Genomic DNA, 16,137 nt, shown 5'->3' with positions numbered 1-16,137 from the left:
TTTGCATTATTCCTAATTTTAGTAGGATTTTTGACAAGCAAAAGGGCATTAGAGGCGTATGAGGGTTTTAGTTAACATTTTACTTTTATTGATTTTTCAAAGCTCATCCTTTGCTCAGAATCATAGTAACTTGTTTAGCACAAAGGGGCCGTCTGCACTCACGTTTTACCTGATGGATGTAGAATCTGGCTTATCACATAATGTGGTAAACGATATAGAGCAAGACGCTCTTGGTTTTATGTGGATAGCTACTTCAGAAGGGCTTAACAGGTATGATGGCAAAAGCTTCAAAGTGATTTTGAAAAACAATACGCTTCCTAGCAAAGGTCCTTCAGATAATTTCATTGAACGAATTGTCAAAAACAAGGAAGGTCAACTGCTATTGACCGGAGGAAATGGGCTCAATATTTTTGACCCAAAAATCAATCACTTTTATCAGCTCGACAAGAATAATGGACTCATAGGAGATAATATAAGCACAGTTATTATTGGGCAAAACAATGAATTAATACTTGGCGTTTATGACGATGGACTTCAAATTATAAAAGATAACAAGACCCTAGCCACTTTCAGACCAGAGCTTGGTAATAAAAACAGCTTATCTTCTAGTGAAATTTCTGACCTCAGCATGCAAGGTGACAGTATCCTTTGGGTAGGTACTTTTAATGATGGATTGAACAAAATAAATCTTAAAACACAGCAGGTAAGTAGAATTCCTTTTGAAAGAATAGATGAGAATGTAAACTGCCTATATACCGACAAAGAAGGAAACCTGTGGATAGGGACTGCCAAGGGCATTCAAATACTAACGGTAAACGGTAAACTGATAAATATTGACAAAACCAATAGCTCTAAAACTGGACTAAGCGACGACAATATCCTTTGTTTTGAAAAAGACAATGCTGGAAATCTTTGGATAGGAACCAGAAATGGAGGTCTAAACATACTGAAACCCGAAAGCATTTTAAACCATAAGCAAGCTTATCAAATTAGATGGTTTCTTCCTGAAACAGACGGCTCTAGTGTATTTAACAGAACGGTTTCTGCTCTAAAAATGGCTGTGGATGGTAATATGTGGATTGGCACCAGCACGGGTGTGAATTTTGTCAATCCAAATGGAGAACCTATTAAACTACTTACTAGAAACCTATCAAATGCAAATACCCTCGCTCATAACAGAATTGCCTCTTTTGATAAATCAAATAATGGAAATATTTGGATAGGAACAGATGGCGGTGGACTAGATTATTATAACCCTTCAAAAGGTGTGGTTAAGACCTATCAACAAAGGAAAGACAAGAAATCGCTTTCAAATAATTATGTATTAACGGTATTAGAAGATTCAAAAAAACGCGTTTGGGTGGGGACTTATCAAGGAGGACTCAATCTATTAAACCCTGAAACAGGAACCTGTCAATACTTTCTCCAAGGTTTACAAGCCGATGGAAGTGATGTAAGGAAAATTATAGAAAGCAAAAACGGAAGTATTTGGGTTGGAACTAACCGAGGAGGTCTTTATAGATTTAACGAAAAAAATGAAAGTTTCGACTACATAGAGGAGCTTGGCAAACTTGATATCAGAGAAATATTAGAAGACATAGAACAAAACCTTTGGCTTGCGACTTATGGCTCAGGAATTGTCAAATTTGACCCAAAAGACAAGTCTAAGGAAGTTTACACGCATGATACGAATCACGATATTCCGGGTTCGGTGATTTACAGCATGTGCTGGCTGAGGGAGAACGAATTATTAGCTGGAACCAGAGATAATGGACTTTTTAGATTTGATATCAACACGAAAAAAATAGAGCTATTTACTAAAGAAGACGGGCTTAATAATAATACCATCCACAGTCTTACACCAGACAAAAATGGACTTATCTGGATTGGCTCTTTTAACGGCATCTGCTACTTTAACCCCGAAAGTAACCATATAGGAAACCTAAATACCTTTAATAATATTCAAAAAAGCGAATTCAATATTGGAGCAGGGTACTGCGACCTAGACGGTCAAATTTATATGGGAGGAAATAAGGGTTTAAACATTTTTGACCCGAAAACACTGCATCAGCAGTCGTATAATTATCCACTGGTATTTACTGACCTCCGAATTCTAAACAAAACCATCATAGCAGGCGATTCTAGTCAGGCTACCTTTCTACCAAATGACATCTCCTACCTCAAGTCTTTAGAACTTGCCTATAATCAAAGTCCTTTTTCGATGGATTTTGTCAATCTGAAATACCCCCGAATTACCAATGAGAAATATGCTTATAAGCTAGAAAACTTTCATGAGCAGTGGATAGAAACCAATGAAGTAGGAACTGCCAACTTCTCCAACATTCCGCCAGGAAACTACATCATGAAAGTGCGGTCTTTAAATAATAGCGGAAGCTATATTGAAAACAGTATTAAAATTAACATCAAACCGCCTTTTTGGAGAACCATGTGGGCTTACCTGCTTTATGCACTTATAATATTGGCACTAAGCCGAATGATTTTCAGGTATTATAATGAGCGATTAAAGCTTAAAAACTCACTGCTTTTTGAAAAGAAACAACGACAATTAGAAAGCGAGTTGAACGAAGAAAGAGTTCGATTCTTTACCGGATTCTCGCATGAACTTAAAACCCCATTAACCTTAATAATGGCATCTGTAGATGACCTAGCCGAAGACCCAAAAGACAATATTCAGCAGAAGAGCTTTAAAATGGTACAGCGAAATGCTCGCTACCTGTACGATATGATTAGCAAGCTCCTCGAATTTAGAAAAACAGAACTAGACCTGAGTCAGCTTAAACCATCCAATTATTTCATAGTGGAGAAACTTAGTCAGTGGGCTGAACTCTATCAACCATTGGCCAATCATAATAAGATTAAACTAAACACGCATTTCCCTGAAAAAGACTTTGAAACGGCGTTTGACTTAGAAAAAATGCAAATTGTGGTAAATAACTTGCTGTCTAATGCATTGAAATATTGTACCGCTGGGCAGGAGGTCAACTTATATTTAAATGAAAAAGAAACAGCCTTTGAAATCATAGTACAGGATAATGGACCAGGAATAGAGCTAGCTCATCAAAGCATGATTTTCGACTGGTATTATCAGGCTGGCTCAAAAAATACGCTTCAAAAAGGTACTGGAATAGGACTTGCACTTACCAAACGCTTTGTGGAAGAACATGACGGAAGTATTGAGCTAGTTTCAGAAAAAGGGGAAGGCTGTACTTTCACGGTAACTATTCCAAAGTTTTTAGCCACAGAAAATCTAAGACAGGAAACTGAAAACGTACAAGCTGATTTATGGCTGCCTGAAATCACGGAGAATGATGAAACAAACTTTGAGAACTTACATCAGGATGATGGAAGACCATTGGTTTTACTTATTGATGATAATCCGCAAATACTCTCCTATTTGGCTGGACTTCTAAAGACCGACTTCAACTTAATTTTCGCAGAAAACGGTAATATTGGTTTAAAACAAGCTAGCAAATACATACCTGACCTCATTGTTTCTGACGTGATGATGCCAGAAAGAAACGGCATAGATTTATGTGGGGTTTTGAAAAGTCAAGCAGCCACCACGCATATTCCAGTGATATTGCTATCTGCCAAAGACAGCGAAGAAAGCATCACGAGTGGCTTAGAAAAAGGTGCTGATGATTACATTACAAAGCCATTTAGCAGGAAAATTCTGTTAGCCAGAATACACAATTTACTAGATGCTAAAACTCGCTTAAGAACTTATTATAACAAAACAGAGGAACCTGATGATACATTGACCGAAAGGCAGAAAAATGACATTAAGAGAGAGCAACAGTTTTTAAGCGGCCTAGACAAAATCATTTTGGAGCAAATAGCCAATCAAAAAGCTGATGTAGACACTATTTCTCAGCTAATGGGTATGAGTCGCACCTCGATGTTTAGAAAACTGAAAGCCATAACGGGTCAAAACATTAACCAATACATAAGAACATATAAATTAAAGCGTGCCGCCAAACTCATTGTTGACGAAAAACTGGGTGTAGCACAGGCCGCCTTTGAAGTTGGTTTTAATGACCAAAAATATTTCAGGAAATTATTCAAAGAGCAGTTTGGTGTATTACCCTCCGAAATGGCAAACAAAGGACATTGAGTTAGCTTCTTGATGTCTCAATTAGGTATTCAAATGTCTCATTTTACTCTTAATCCTTCTTTGTCGAAAGATGTAAATAAGAATCAAAAGTTTCATTTAGAGGCAGTAAAGCTATATTTCTGACCTCACATCCTTTATTCTTGGCAAAATACGAGACCTCCATTTTGCGATATATTGTATTAGCTTAGTGTTTAATACGCATATATCAACCTCTCATTTATCAATGAAAATCAACTGTCTGTTATTACTTTTTCTAAGTATTCTAACATCATGCACCAGTGCTCAAAAAAACACGGAACAACCTAACATCATTTTAATCTATGCCGACGATTTAGGAATTGGGATACTAGGGCATGAAGGACAAAAAATTATTAAAACCCCAAACATTGATAGACTGACGGCTGAAGGTATGCGTTTTGAAAATGCTTACGCCAATATGCTTTGTGCTCCGTCTAGGGCATCGCTCATATCTGGGCTGCATGATTGTCATGAAAACAGATTTGAGGTGACGCATGGAGGAATCTATAAAAAAGCTACCCAATCAAATTTAGCCGAGATAGAAAACACTATCAATAGTGTGCTTTCGCCTATTCCTGAAGAACAAGTGTTTTTAGGTGAAGTGGCTCAAAAAATGGGGTATAAAACAGCTCAATTTGGTAAACTAGAATGGGGTTTTGCGGCTACCGACATGCAAATGAAAAGACATGGATGGGACCACTATTTTGGTTACTTAGACCATGAAAGAGCCCATGGCTTTTATCCGCCATATCTTTTTGAAGATGGCAAAATGATAGAAATCGAGGGTAATACGCTCCTAAATGCTGGTAAATCTGCCGAGCCAGAAACTCCCGAGGCTTTTGAGGAACGCTGGAACATGGACGGCAAAAAAGTCTACTCGCAAAACCTCTTCATGGATAAGGTGCTAAATTTTATAGAGCGTAATCAGGAAAACCCTTTCTTCATGTACTTCCCTACACAGCTGCCGCATGGCCCTGTTTCTATTCCTGAGGTACATACTGACTTCATAAACGACGACCGTTTAACGCAGATAGAGAAAGAATACGCCTCCATGATAAAAATGCTGGATGATAATGTAGGTCAAATATTGAACAAACTAGAAACTACAAATCTTGATAAAAATACCATAGTCATGTTTGCAGCTGATAATGGCCACGAGATTTATTACGGACTAGAAGGGCGTGTGCAAAAGCCGTATACCAACATGAAAACGGGAAAACGCTTTAATGATTTAGATAATAAATATTATAGCGAACTTGGCGGAGATGTTTTTAACGGAAACGGTGGCAGAGCTGGAATGAAAAGGAGTAATCTGCAGGGTGGCATTAATATCCCTTTGATAGTAAGATGGCCTGGAAAAATTGAGGAAGGAATAACTAGCAAAAGATTGGTGACCAACTATGACATTTTACCAACAATAGCCGAGATAACGGGCTTTGATAAAGATTACAAAACCGATGGCATCTCTTTCTTAAAAGAATTGCTTAACGATAAAACCGAACAGGAGCATAATTACATCGTCTACTCCTCTTTTACTGGACCAACTTTACTCACAAATGAAGGCTGGAAAATCAGAACCGACCTCAAAAGAGATGCAATAGAGCTATTCTATCTACCAGATGATTTTAGAGAAGAAAATGACCTTTCAAAACAAGAACCTGAAAAGCTAAAAACCTTACAAGCACTCCTTCTTAAAGCCTGTGATGGAAACCTAGACAACGGTCATTTTCAGAACAAGAATAATATAGGGTACGGGAAGTAGGATTAGCATTTCTTATCGAATGATTCTAAGAAAGACTTCTGTTCTTCCTTTTGAAGAGTTAGCAGCATTGGAAGAAACTTAAACCGAAAACATGCACAGCATTCTGTAACAAATCTTTTACTTTGTCACGGTTATGGTTTTCTGATACAGTTTTGACCAAAACCTCCGCTTATTTTCAATTTTATCAATTACCGTATGTCTGTATTACGCCTAGAATTACCAACTGACCCTCGATGGGTTAATATTGTTGAGAAAAACATTGAAGAGATTCTCTCTGACCATGCTTGGTGTGAACAAAAAGCGGCTACTAATGCCATTACTATAGTAGTTAATAATCCAGAATATCCGGATTTAGTTACAGACTTGCTGGCTCTTGCCAAAGAAGAAATTGAGCACTTTCAAATGGTGCATGAAATAATCAAAAAGAAAGGTTTAAAGCTTGCCAAAGAACGTAAAGACCATTACGTTGGCGAACTGGCTCAATACATGAAAAGAAGCAATAATGGCACTAGAGTATCTGGTTTGGTGGAACGGCTGCTATTTTCGGCCATGATAGAGGCTCGTAGCTGTGAGCGATTTAAGGTGCTCTCGCAAAATATTGCTGACGAAGAATTATCAAAATTCTACTGGGAATTGATGGAAAGCGAAGCTGGTCATTACACCACGTTTATCACCTATGCTCGTAAGTATGGAGTAGGAATTGATGTGGAAACACGCTGGAGAGAATGGTTGGCTTTTGAGTCAGAAATTATTGCCAATTATGGTAAGTCGGAGGGGATTCATGGATAGGTTTTAGCTTTGGGCTGTTCTTACTCTACTGGCTTTAACTGGCTTGGCAAATAACCCATGGTTCTCTTAAAAGCAGTGGTGAAATGTTGGGGATGCGAAAAACCTACTTCATAAGAGGCTTGAGCTATTGGCACACCTTCTTCTGTTATTAATTTAATAGCAAGCTCCATTCTTAAAGACGTGATGTGCTTAAAAATAGTAAGACCATATACCTTCTTAAAATCTCTTTTCAACTTGGTGGCATTGAATCCTGCTAATTCAGCCAAATCTATAATTCTAAGCTGCTTCTGAAGGTTTTTCCTAATATAGGTCTCCACTTTCACTAAAGCCAAATAATCCGAATTTGGCAGCTTTGCTCTATCCTTTGTTACAGTTAATGATTCCCTTCCGAGTAAAAACTCAATTAAGAGTAAGGTTAAGCTACTTTCTATATATCGCTTTCTGACCTCGCCTTTATAAGGACACTGAAGAACCTCCAGAATCCTATTCCGTATGTGAGGTGGTATAAATGTACTTTTATCCCAGTGTAAATAGGTATTGGAATTCTTAATCGCCTCGTTTAATTTCTCCAACGAACGTTTATATCCCGTTCCTAAAAGTACCTTTAAAGCAGAAGGCTTTATATATAGTTCAAAAGCTTTTGTATTTTCTTCATTATAAATCTCTCTACCCTCTGTGGCTGGGTAATAAAACATGTTACAATGGTTCTCTGGAATTTGAACCAGATACTTAATATGCGTCAATGGCTGATAGCTGTAGGTACCTTCTAATGAGAAATGAATCTTAATTAAAGGTTCATCACTAGCTATACTTATAGCCGTATTTGGCTTAAAAGGTAATTTGTTTGTGGTAAAGTCTACTCCGCTTATATATGCCGCATCTTCTTTTTTCAACATTTCTACCGTGTTAAACCTTATGCAGTCATCTACATAAGAATCTTTCAAAAGCTTCTCTACGCATATCTCTCGATACATTATACGTCTACCATCTTCTTCTTCTATCCTCATTACTTCCTTTTGCGTACTTAAAAGTTCCTTTCGCGGTATTACACCTACCATTCTTCAGCTACTTTTGCAAAGTTATTTATTTAGACTTAGTATAAATAAGAATACTAGCGTTTTTTATTCAAATGAAAGGACTTTTTACAGTTATATTTCTCCTAATCTTCTGGAATGCTCACGGGCTAGAAGCTACAGGAACTATCTCAGGCACCATATATGATGCTTCTGGAAAGCCAATGCCTTATGCTACGGTATTGATAAAGAAACTGAACATTGGGATTAGTTCAGACGACAATGGCGTTTACTCCATTGACAAAGTTCCTTTTGGCGAGCATACCGTTCTGGTCAATTTTATTGGCTATAATACAGTCACTAAAACTATTAGGCTTAACAATAAAAACTTTGACACTAAGCTCAATTTTGTTTTAGAAGAAAAAACAGAAAGCCTTAACGAAATCAACGTTATAGGCAAAACAGAGGAAACTGAAATAGAGACTCAAGGCTTTGCGGTTAACGTAATTAAGACAAAGGAAGCTAGTCTCAGAAATATTCAAACAAACGAATTACTAAACACCACAGTAGGTGTCAAAATTCGTCAAAACGGTGGATTAGGCTCAGAAGTTCGCTATAGTTTGAATGGATTATCTGGAAATTCGGTACGTATTTTTATTGACGGAATTCCTATCTCTATTTACGGTTCTTCATTTAACTTAAATAGTATTCCACCTTCAATGATAAAGAACATTGAAGTTTACAAAGGCGTGGTTCCTGGCCATTTGGCAGACGATGCATTGGGCGGAGCCATTAATATAGTGCTTCATAAAAGTGCTCAAAGCAATTTTAATGCGTCTGCCTCTTATGGCTCTTTTAATACCTTTCAAACCAGCGTTAATGGACTATATCGATATAAAGAATCTGGCTTTACGGTAAAAGCCTCCGCTTTTCATAATTACTCCGACAATGACTATAAAGTCTCTGGAAGAAGCGTGGTGGTTACTGGTTTAGGTGGAGTGCAAACACCTGTTACAGCCAGAAGGTTTAATGATGCATATCGCTCCACAGGCGGAATGGCTCAGATTGGTTTTACAGATGTAAAATGGGCAGACCAATTTCTAATAGGCTTAACTGGATCTGATGATTATAAAGAAGTGCAGCATGGTGCTTTCATGACCATCATTCCTTATAAAGGTAGATTTTTAGAATCAGAGGCTTTGCTAAGTACTTTAACTTATCAAAAGAGAGATTTCCTTATTGATGGCCTTGATGTTAATGTGAACGGCACGTACGGTAAGAGAAACCGAATTGTTAATGATACAGTAGCAGCAGCTTACAGCTGGAATGGTCAAAGAGCCATTGATTTTAGAGGCAATGAGTATAACTACTCTTGGGGTTCTCAGCAAGAAGGAGGACCAACATTGACTAAGATTGATAGAAATGTGGCATCTATCAGAACGGGGCTTTCTTATGCTATCAATAAACATCACAAATTCTTGGTAAACCATGTTTACAGCGGCGTAGATAGAGAAGATAGCGATGCCTTGCGTTCCGTTTTAGAAAATACCTTCAAAGGAACTAGAGACCTAAACAAGAACATCTATTCTTTAACCTATGAGCTGTCTGCATTAGATGACAGACTAAAAGCAAGCTTATTTGGAAAGTACTATCAACAAGAAACCATAAGCATTGACCCTACTATTGAAAAAGGTGCTGATGGCAAAAGCAAAATAGTGGATGAGACGGTAAGCAGCAATAAAAAACATGACGGCTATGGTTTTGCCCTTTCTTACGCTCTTAACTCAAAAATCACCCTTTTAACTTCCGCAGAAAAAGCGGTTAGGCTACCTAGTGAAACCGAAGTATTTGGTGATGATGGAGACAATGTTATAGCCAACTCAAGCATTAATCCTGAACAAAGCCGAAACTATAACGTAGGATTTCGATTAGGAACCTTTGCGATACGCAAACATAACTTTGTGGTTTCTACAAACCTGTTTGCTAGAAATATTAAAGACCGCATAGGCTTGCCTATTGAAACGTCATTAAATGTTGATGATGAATTAATACTCTATGTAAATCAAGGTACTGCTACCTCTAAAGGAATAGATACCCAATTAAACTACAGCTACAATAAAAACTTTGGGCTCAACTTTAATGTATCCCGTTTTGACTTAAAAGTGATTAATAGAGGCATAGAAATAGACGTTCCTAACACGCCATTTTTTACTATGAATGGAAGCTTACGCTACTCGTTCAAGGATTTAATCCAGAAAAACTCTCGACTAAACCTTTTCTACACCATGTACTTTACTGATGACTTTTCATACATAACATCGCAAGGGACTAACACCGTAGGTAATGATTTTTTCAACGTTCCTCAGCAATTAGCACAAGACTTTGGACTTAGCTATGCCTTCCCTAAAAACAGGGTTGTAGCGAGTTTCGACATTAAAAATATATTTGATAAACCTGTATATGATAACCTATCTGTACAGAAACCAGGAAGAGCTTTTTACTTAAAACTTAACTATTCGATTAATAAATTTTAATATTCTAAACAGAGATGATAAAAACAATTTTGAACAATAAAACACTGGCTTTACTACTAACATTTGGCCTTTTAAACGCTTGTACTACGAACGACGAGCCAGTTGTTGAACCAGAGCCAGAACCTGAAGAATCTAGATGGATAACTGTGGCTGCCGCCAAAATGGGAGAAAACCCTGGTGATGGAAACGGAGGAACGCTTATTTATTCTATAAGCAGCGAAGATGCTAAAAATCCAAACTTCTCAATAGACCCATTTAACAACGGATTTATAGCACCGTCAAACAGAACTGCCAGATTACAATCTTCTGAAGATGGTAAAACTATTTTTAACATTAGTTATGCTGGTGATACTGGTGGAAACTACACTAAATACACCGTAGAAGGTGGTCAAACCTTCACACCAACTGGCTCGCCAGTAAGTATTGCCCCTTACGTGGGTTCTGCTCCAAGATGGATTAAATTATTTGATGGCGACAAAACAGGTGCTGCGGTATATGTATCTACCGAGCATGAAATCAATGACAACGGTACGCCAGATGACGCATCAGATGATACTTATGTACGTACCGATGCTAAAATTGGTGTGGTTACTTTAGATTTAGTGAACTCTGCAATTAAAGAATTCCAAGAGCATAGCGTGCCTTTAACGGCCGAAGAAGAAGCAAATGGTTACTATATCTCAAGAATTGACATGCCTACTTTAAATGCAGCAGGGAATAAATTATACATTGGTGCACGTTTAAGCAAAGTAGACCCGAATACAGCTGAAAGTGATAGCGGTTTTGAAGTTTTAGGTTCTAAAACCATTGTATTAGATTACCCATCTTTATTAAACCCAACGGTAATTACCTCTACTGTAGGACACGGAAATACTAACGGATACCGTAGTATCAATGCTTTTGAGTACAATGGAAGTGTATACCAAGCTAACCAAAGCGACCCTGAAGGTTCTCATATCTTAAAAATTGATGCAAATAACGAGTATGATAACTCTTATGACTTTAACCTTGATGATGCTTTAGGTGTAGATGGTGCTTACGTTTTAGCATGGAGACCAGCTGCAAACGGAAAAGCAGTGGTAGCCTACCGTCATAATGGCTCTGCAGATGGTGTAGCAGGTGCTCAAGGATTTTTTGCTTTAGTAGACCTAAATACTAAAACTGCTCAAAAAATTGATGCTATTCCTTACGACCCTGATTTCTACTTATTCCAATACCAAGGTTTTGTGGTAGACGGAAATGACATCTACCTAACGCAAGCTGCCGTAGGTCAAAACGGAAACATTTACGTAGTAAACACAGAAACTGGCGAAGTAACCAAAGGTGCAGAGCTAGTAAACATAGAAGGAAGTCACTTTATAGGTGTGTTTTAAATTTAAATTAGTGTTTCTTAAGATTACTACAACACTAGTTTTAAACCGATGTCAATTTATTTTGGCGTCGGTTTTTTAGTTTAATTGGCTTTGCACGGTGAAATGAAAGTGCTAAAAGACCCTTCTATTGAAAAGCTTAAACCCATGAACTATAACAAGTCCTCGGCTTACCCGTTCGGGAGACTAGGGACTGACAGTTATTAAGGTGGGTTATTTTTCTTATCTGGTACTCTATAGTCAATTGGATCAAAACGACTATTGTCAGTTCGAGCGATAGTCGAGAACAGTCAATTCTCTAAAAAGATTCAAATTATAACAAGTCCTCGGCCTCGCTCCCTGTCTGTTCGGCAGACGAGGGACTGACAGTGAGAATCGTCACTAACCTGAGCATACTCATACTCCTATACATCCTTAATATCAGTGGAGTACTTACTATTCAAAATGATACACAAAAGTGGGCACCGTAGTTTTGGCAATAATGCTTTTACTTACACTTGGCTTCAAAATACCATCTAAAAAGCCTCTATGATGTGATGCCACCACTAAAGCAGTGTTTTCTTGATTCTCAGAAAGCTCCAGAATGGCATTTTCTACCCTGTTTGACCTAACTGATTTCACATCAAATTTCTCATTTGGGAAAGTCTCTTTTATTCCAGCTATCAGTTTACTATTGTCTACTAGGTCTAATTGCTTGTCAGACGAAACATTGACCAGGTCTACACCAGCTTTGAGTTTTTTAGCTATACCAAAAACTTCCGCCAATATTTCATTTTCATCATACTCTAATTCTGTAGCATATTGAATTCTATCAATTTTAACAGACTTTGCCATTTCGGGTACTACCAATAATGGAATTTTAATATTATTGATAACATATTCTGTAGTGCTGCCTATTAGTTTTTCTAAAAAACCTGTAGCACCTGTTTTTCCCATGATTACGAAATCAGCTTCTTGCTCTTCTATTAAGCTTTTGATGCCCTCTGTAACACTTCCTGTACTTTGCTTATAGCTTGTACGAACACCTTGCTCTTGAATACTCCTAGCTTTAGCCGTAAGTTTATCTTCAAATAGCTTTTCATTTCCATCATCTAATATGACTACCATTCCGCCTGGCATGGTGGGGTCTACATAGGTTGGTGTGGAGCAGTAAAGAAGAACAATTTCTGCTATATGTATTTTAGCTATCGCAATAGCCATTTCTTCTGCTTTAGCAGCACCTTTAGAAAAGTCGGTAGCGAGTATTATTTTTTTCATGTTAGTATCCTTTTGTTAATCCCAAGTTTGGAAATTATATAAACATGAATTATGATTTCAAACAGCTATTTACATGACCTTCATTAGCTATTATAATTTACTAATTAACACCTAATTTAAATTCTTTTTAATGGACTCACTAATAGAAAAGAATAAAACAATTAATAATTAAACTCTACTGTTTACCAACAGTTTACACACTGATATTGCTCATGATATTATGGAAACACATTTCATTACTTTGTTCTAACAAAAACAAATTAACAAAATGGAAAAGGAATATTTATTAGACCTACACAAAGCACATAAAACATGGCAAGAAGAGTTAGCATTTTATGCTGATGATTTAACAATTCTTAAAAACCGACTCTCTGAGGTAAGTATTCAAAATACTGCTCAAGAAATCAAAAAGTCTGTAGAGCAATTCCAGAATCAATTTGTCATTCAAAAAGAACAAATTGATATTCTAAACCATGACATTCAAGTTTCAGAAGATGCCATAGAAGAAAACATTAAGGAAAATCCAGTAGCATCTGACCATAGAAAAATGGCCGAAAAAACTGATTTGACTGATAGAATGGAAACATTCAAAAAACTATTTGTTGAAATGAAAGACTCTTTCAATGATTTTGTTGGGAAAAACCTGTAATACAATTCACTTCAATTGCTAAAAGAGGCTGTTTCATAACATTGAGACAGCCTCTTTTTATTTATGTTGTTCCCTCCTAGAGCTTATCAGATGGATGCTGAACTGGCAGCTAAAACTTCAACCTCCTAAAACTCCCAATTTATCCTTAGCTAGAAGGAAAGACTGGTTTAACCTCGTATATTAGGCGATATACCTTTAAATATCTTTTTGACTCATATATTAGTCAATTAAAACGTAGTAACAATTTCTGTTAAGATTAAGAAAACAGAATGGTATAGCATCAAACAAATACAATGAAAAACATTCAATACTTCGCCATACTCTTGACCACGATGGTAGCATTAGGTTGTAATAGTAGCACGTCAAACAAGGAACAAACCCAAAGAGAAGTAACACAAGAACAAATAGACACTCTTGAAAGTCAGTTAACTGCAGAGGGGTATTTTTGGCAAAGTAAAAATAGCCGAGCTTGTAATGTTGAAATTTTATTTAGGAAAGATGGAAGTGCCACCGTTTTGGCAGAAAACAACCAGACTTACATAAAGGGAAATTGGACTTTTAACAAAACCACCAACAAACTACAAATTGCATGGGAGGGCTCAGACCAAGTATTAACTGAACTGACCTCCATCAATGCGGAAGGCACAGAAATATCATTTACTAAAGACGTTTACTTTGTTTGTGGCAACAATCTTAAAAGATTGAATCTTTTAGATAAGCGTTTTGATGAAAAGGTGGAGTGAGATAAATGTCATTTATTTAAACTCCATAATTTGTAAAAACTTTTAGAAGGCTTTTAATTAGCACTAGACATATCATTTCCTATATACCAATGCCCATCCACAAGTCTCCACTGTGTTAAATAGGTGCCAGAAAAGCTTCCGTTATTAACACCCTTCCAGACCCCTCTTTCTACCGCTATAGAATCAGATTTGATAAGTTCCTCTGGAGTAAGGCTCGTCATACGAAACCCCATATCATAAAGGTCTTGATGGTAATTAATAATCTCCTGCCTTCCCTGAACTCTTTCATGGTCTATTGGCATAATGTATGCATCAGGTAGATAAACAGAACCTATTGAATCCATTTGCCCAGCATTAAACCACCTTACAAAATTCGGATTCATATTAGTAGAAGTGGCTTGGTCCACTCTATTTATACCAGAATTTCGAAACTCCGCTATCCCAAAAAATAAGGCTGCCAAGGCCACGCATAAGACGCTAACATAAACTATCGCTTTCATTTCCTTTGTTTTTAAGTTAAAAGTGCTGTCAAATTTTTCAGAAAATGACGCTAGCCCGTTTTGCGTTTTCTTTTTCAATGTCTCAGACTTGACAGGAGGCTTGAAATAATCAAAATCTAGGGTTTCAAAAATCAGTTTTATGGTATAGCTTCTTGGCATTACCTCAGCAGCTTCTATTCGTTGAACAGTTCGCAGACTAACATTACATTCATCTGCGAGTTCGCTTTGGGTTAAGCCTTTGGCCAATCGTAATTCTAAAATTTTCTTACCTAAATCTGGCTGTTTCATCATTTATCTAAAATTCGCTGCAAAGGTTATTTGAACTTAAATACTTTTCAAATTTACACATTGTATTTGATACGTCATTTGATAAATGGGATATGACATTTGGGTGACATGGCACTCTAAAACACTCACTAAAAACAGTTTACGGAAACATAAACTCCAAGTACTATAACGAGCCCGCGACTTGCCCGTTGGACAGACGGGGGTTGACACAGTTAAAATGGTCTATAACCTCTCTGTATTTGAATAATTCTATTGTCAGTTCGAGCGATAGACGAGAACAGTCTATTCGCTACCAAAAAACTCAAGTCCACGTACTGTAACAAGTCCTCGGCTTCGCTCGGACTGACAGTTATAAATCACCTTTAACTGCTCTATTTCAATACTTCTATTGTCAGTTCGAGCGATAGACGAGAACAGTCCATTTACTACCAAAAAACTCAAGCCCATGAACAATAACAAGTCCTCGGCTTCGCTCGGACTGACAGTTATAAATTACCTTTAACTGCTCTGTATTTGAATACTTCTATTGTCAGTTCGAGCGATAGACGAGAACAGTCCATTCACGCCAAAAGATAGGTCCGGAGACCAAGGAACTATTTTCTTAAAGTTTGTAAAGACTTTGAAGAGCTGAGCGAAACTGAATTATATTGTTATTAGCCTACAAATCGAAATTACCCTTTAAAGGTTAATCTTGACTAAAATATGTATTAAATTGTGTAGAAATAATCTAAATCCAAGTTAAACACAAGGCCATATGAAATCAAAAAAAATCATTACAACTATTCTCGAGCTCATTCTTATCCTAGTGATAATAGCGATACACAGGAAATTTAACAATTTTTTCACAGTAGTTGGAGGACTATCCCTTGCTATTGGATACTTGTTATGGAGATACCTTTCTTTAAATCCTGAGCAAAAAAAGCAGGAGTTAAAATGGCTAGCATTAAAGGCTGTTTTAACAATTATTTTAGTACTTCTTGTCAGGTATTTTTACTACTAATAAAGCACTCCTGTATTCTAGTTTGCTGAACTAAGCTAACAAAAAAATAGTAGTCCGTCCGAACGAATATTCTGACTAT

11 protein-coding genes are annotated in these 16,137 nt (G+C 37.0%); 8 read left to right on the top strand and 3 right to left on the bottom strand.

What is annotated here, in order from left to right; all coding sequences use genetic code 11:
* Positions 1-130 precede the first annotated feature (130 nt).
* The 3 genes from AC0L6O_RS08785 (at position 131) to AC0L6O_RS08775 (ending at position 6,704) form a co-directional block, all read left to right on the top strand.
* Positions 131-4,135 (top strand): hybrid sensor histidine kinase/response regulator transcription factor, encoded by a 4,005-nt coding sequence (locus AC0L6O_RS08785; RefSeq protein WP_473307897.1) that lies wholly within the window; start codon positions 131-133, stop codon positions 4,133-4,135.
* 223 nt (positions 4,136-4,358) lie between these two features.
* Positions 4,359-5,915 carry an arylsulfatase gene (locus tag AC0L6O_RS08780; RefSeq protein WP_473307895.1) on the top strand — a complete coding sequence of 519 codons (1,557 nt, stop codon included), beginning with the start codon at positions 4,359-4,361 and terminating at the stop codon, positions 5,913-5,915.
* Between the two features lie 195 nt (positions 5,916-6,110).
* On the top strand, positions 6,111-6,704 hold the full coding sequence (locus AC0L6O_RS08775; protein ID WP_473307893.1) for a MiaE family protein: 594 nt from the start codon (positions 6,111-6,113) through the stop codon (positions 6,702-6,704).
* 20 nt (positions 6,705-6,724) lie between these two features.
* Here AC0L6O_RS08775 and AC0L6O_RS08770 read toward each other — a convergent pair whose 3' ends face one another.
* Complete coding sequence (locus tag AC0L6O_RS08770) at positions 6,725-7,762, bottom strand: helix-turn-helix domain-containing protein (protein ID WP_473307892.1); 1,038 nt, start codon at positions 7,760-7,762, stop codon at positions 6,725-6,727.
* 71 nt (positions 7,763-7,833) lie between these two features.
* Here AC0L6O_RS08770 and AC0L6O_RS08765 point away from each other — a divergent pair, with 71 nt between their 5' ends.
* A complete protein-coding gene (locus AC0L6O_RS08765; RefSeq protein ID WP_473307890.1) occupies positions 7,834-10,251 on the top strand; it encodes a TonB-dependent receptor in 2,418 nt (805 codons plus the stop codon).
* 14 nt (positions 10,252-10,265) lie between these two features.
* Positions 10,266-11,624: a hypothetical protein gene (locus tag AC0L6O_RS08760; RefSeq protein ID WP_473307889.1), complete on the top strand. Its 1,359-nt coding sequence runs from the start codon at positions 10,266-10,268 to the stop codon at positions 11,622-11,624.
* A 432-nt stretch (positions 11,625-12,056) separates the two neighbouring features.
* Here AC0L6O_RS08760 and AC0L6O_RS08755 read toward each other — a convergent pair whose 3' ends face one another.
* The gene (locus AC0L6O_RS08755; protein WP_473307888.1) at positions 12,057-12,878 is read right to left on the bottom strand and encodes a universal stress protein; all 822 of its coding nucleotides are present in this window, start codon (positions 12,876-12,878) and stop codon (positions 12,057-12,059) included.
* Positions 12,879-13,146: 268 nt separating this feature from the next.
* On the opposite strand from AC0L6O_RS08755, the gene AC0L6O_RS08750 reads away from it, so the two are divergent.
* Both AC0L6O_RS08750 and AC0L6O_RS08745 read left to right on the top strand, forming a co-directional pair.
* Positions 13,147-13,527 carry a hypothetical protein gene (locus AC0L6O_RS08750; protein ID WP_473307886.1) on the top strand — a complete coding sequence of 127 codons (381 nt, stop codon included), beginning with the start codon at positions 13,147-13,149 and terminating at the stop codon, positions 13,525-13,527.
* Between the two features lie 293 nt (positions 13,528-13,820).
* Positions 13,821-14,270, top strand: a complete 450-nt coding sequence (locus tag AC0L6O_RS08745) for a hypothetical protein (RefSeq protein ID WP_473307884.1) — start codon at positions 13,821-13,823, stop codon at positions 14,268-14,270.
* A gap of 53 nt (positions 14,271-14,323) precedes the next feature.
* On the opposite strand, the gene AC0L6O_RS08740 is transcribed toward AC0L6O_RS08745, so the two are convergent.
* Entirely contained in the window at positions 14,324-15,061 is a 738-nt protein-coding gene (locus AC0L6O_RS08740) for a helix-turn-helix domain-containing protein (protein WP_473307882.1), read from the bottom strand.
* Positions 15,062-15,812: 751 nt separating this feature from the next.
* Between AC0L6O_RS08740 and AC0L6O_RS08735 the strand changes: the two genes are divergently transcribed.
* Positions 15,813-16,058, top strand: coding sequence for a hypothetical protein (locus AC0L6O_RS08735; RefSeq protein ID WP_473307880.1), 246 nt, complete (start codon positions 15,813-15,815; stop codon positions 16,056-16,058).
* Positions 16,059-16,137 lie beyond the last annotated feature (79 nt).

The sequence above is a fragment of the Arcticibacterium sp. GJ41-1 genome, assembly GCF_055808875.1.
The sequence above is the reverse complement of the archived record's forward strand: the minus strand, read 5'-3'. Positions and strand labels throughout refer to the sequence as shown.

Coding starts and splice junctions, on each gene's coding strand:
- AC0L6O_RS08775 (WP_473307893.1), top strand. CDS start 6,111: ATGTCTGTATTACGCCTAGAATTACCAACTGACCCTCGATGGGTTAAT.
- AC0L6O_RS08780 (WP_473307895.1), top strand. CDS start 4,359: ATGAAAATCAACTGTCTGTTATTACTTTTTCTAAGTATTCTAACATCA.
- AC0L6O_RS08760 (WP_473307889.1), top strand. CDS start 10,266: ATGATAAAAACAATTTTGAACAATAAAACACTGGCTTTACTACTAACA.
- AC0L6O_RS08740 (WP_473307882.1), bottom strand. CDS start 15,061: ATGATGAAACAGCCAGATTTAGGTAAGAAAATTTTAGAATTACGATTG.
- AC0L6O_RS08755 (WP_473307888.1), bottom strand. CDS start 12,878: ATGAAAAAAATAATACTCGCTACCGACTTTTCTAAAGGTGCTGCTAAA.
- AC0L6O_RS08745 (WP_473307884.1), top strand. CDS start 13,821: ATGAAAAACATTCAATACTTCGCCATACTCTTGACCACGATGGTAGCA.
- AC0L6O_RS08750 (WP_473307886.1), top strand. CDS start 13,147: ATGGAAAAGGAATATTTATTAGACCTACACAAAGCACATAAAACATGG.
- AC0L6O_RS08765 (WP_473307890.1), top strand. CDS start 7,834: ATGAAAGGACTTTTTACAGTTATATTTCTCCTAATCTTCTGGAATGCT.
- AC0L6O_RS08770 (WP_473307892.1), bottom strand. CDS start 7,762: ATGGTAGGTGTAATACCGCGAAAGGAACTTTTAAGTACGCAAAAGGAA.
- AC0L6O_RS08735 (WP_473307880.1), top strand. CDS start 15,813: ATGAAATCAAAAAAAATCATTACAACTATTCTCGAGCTCATTCTTATC.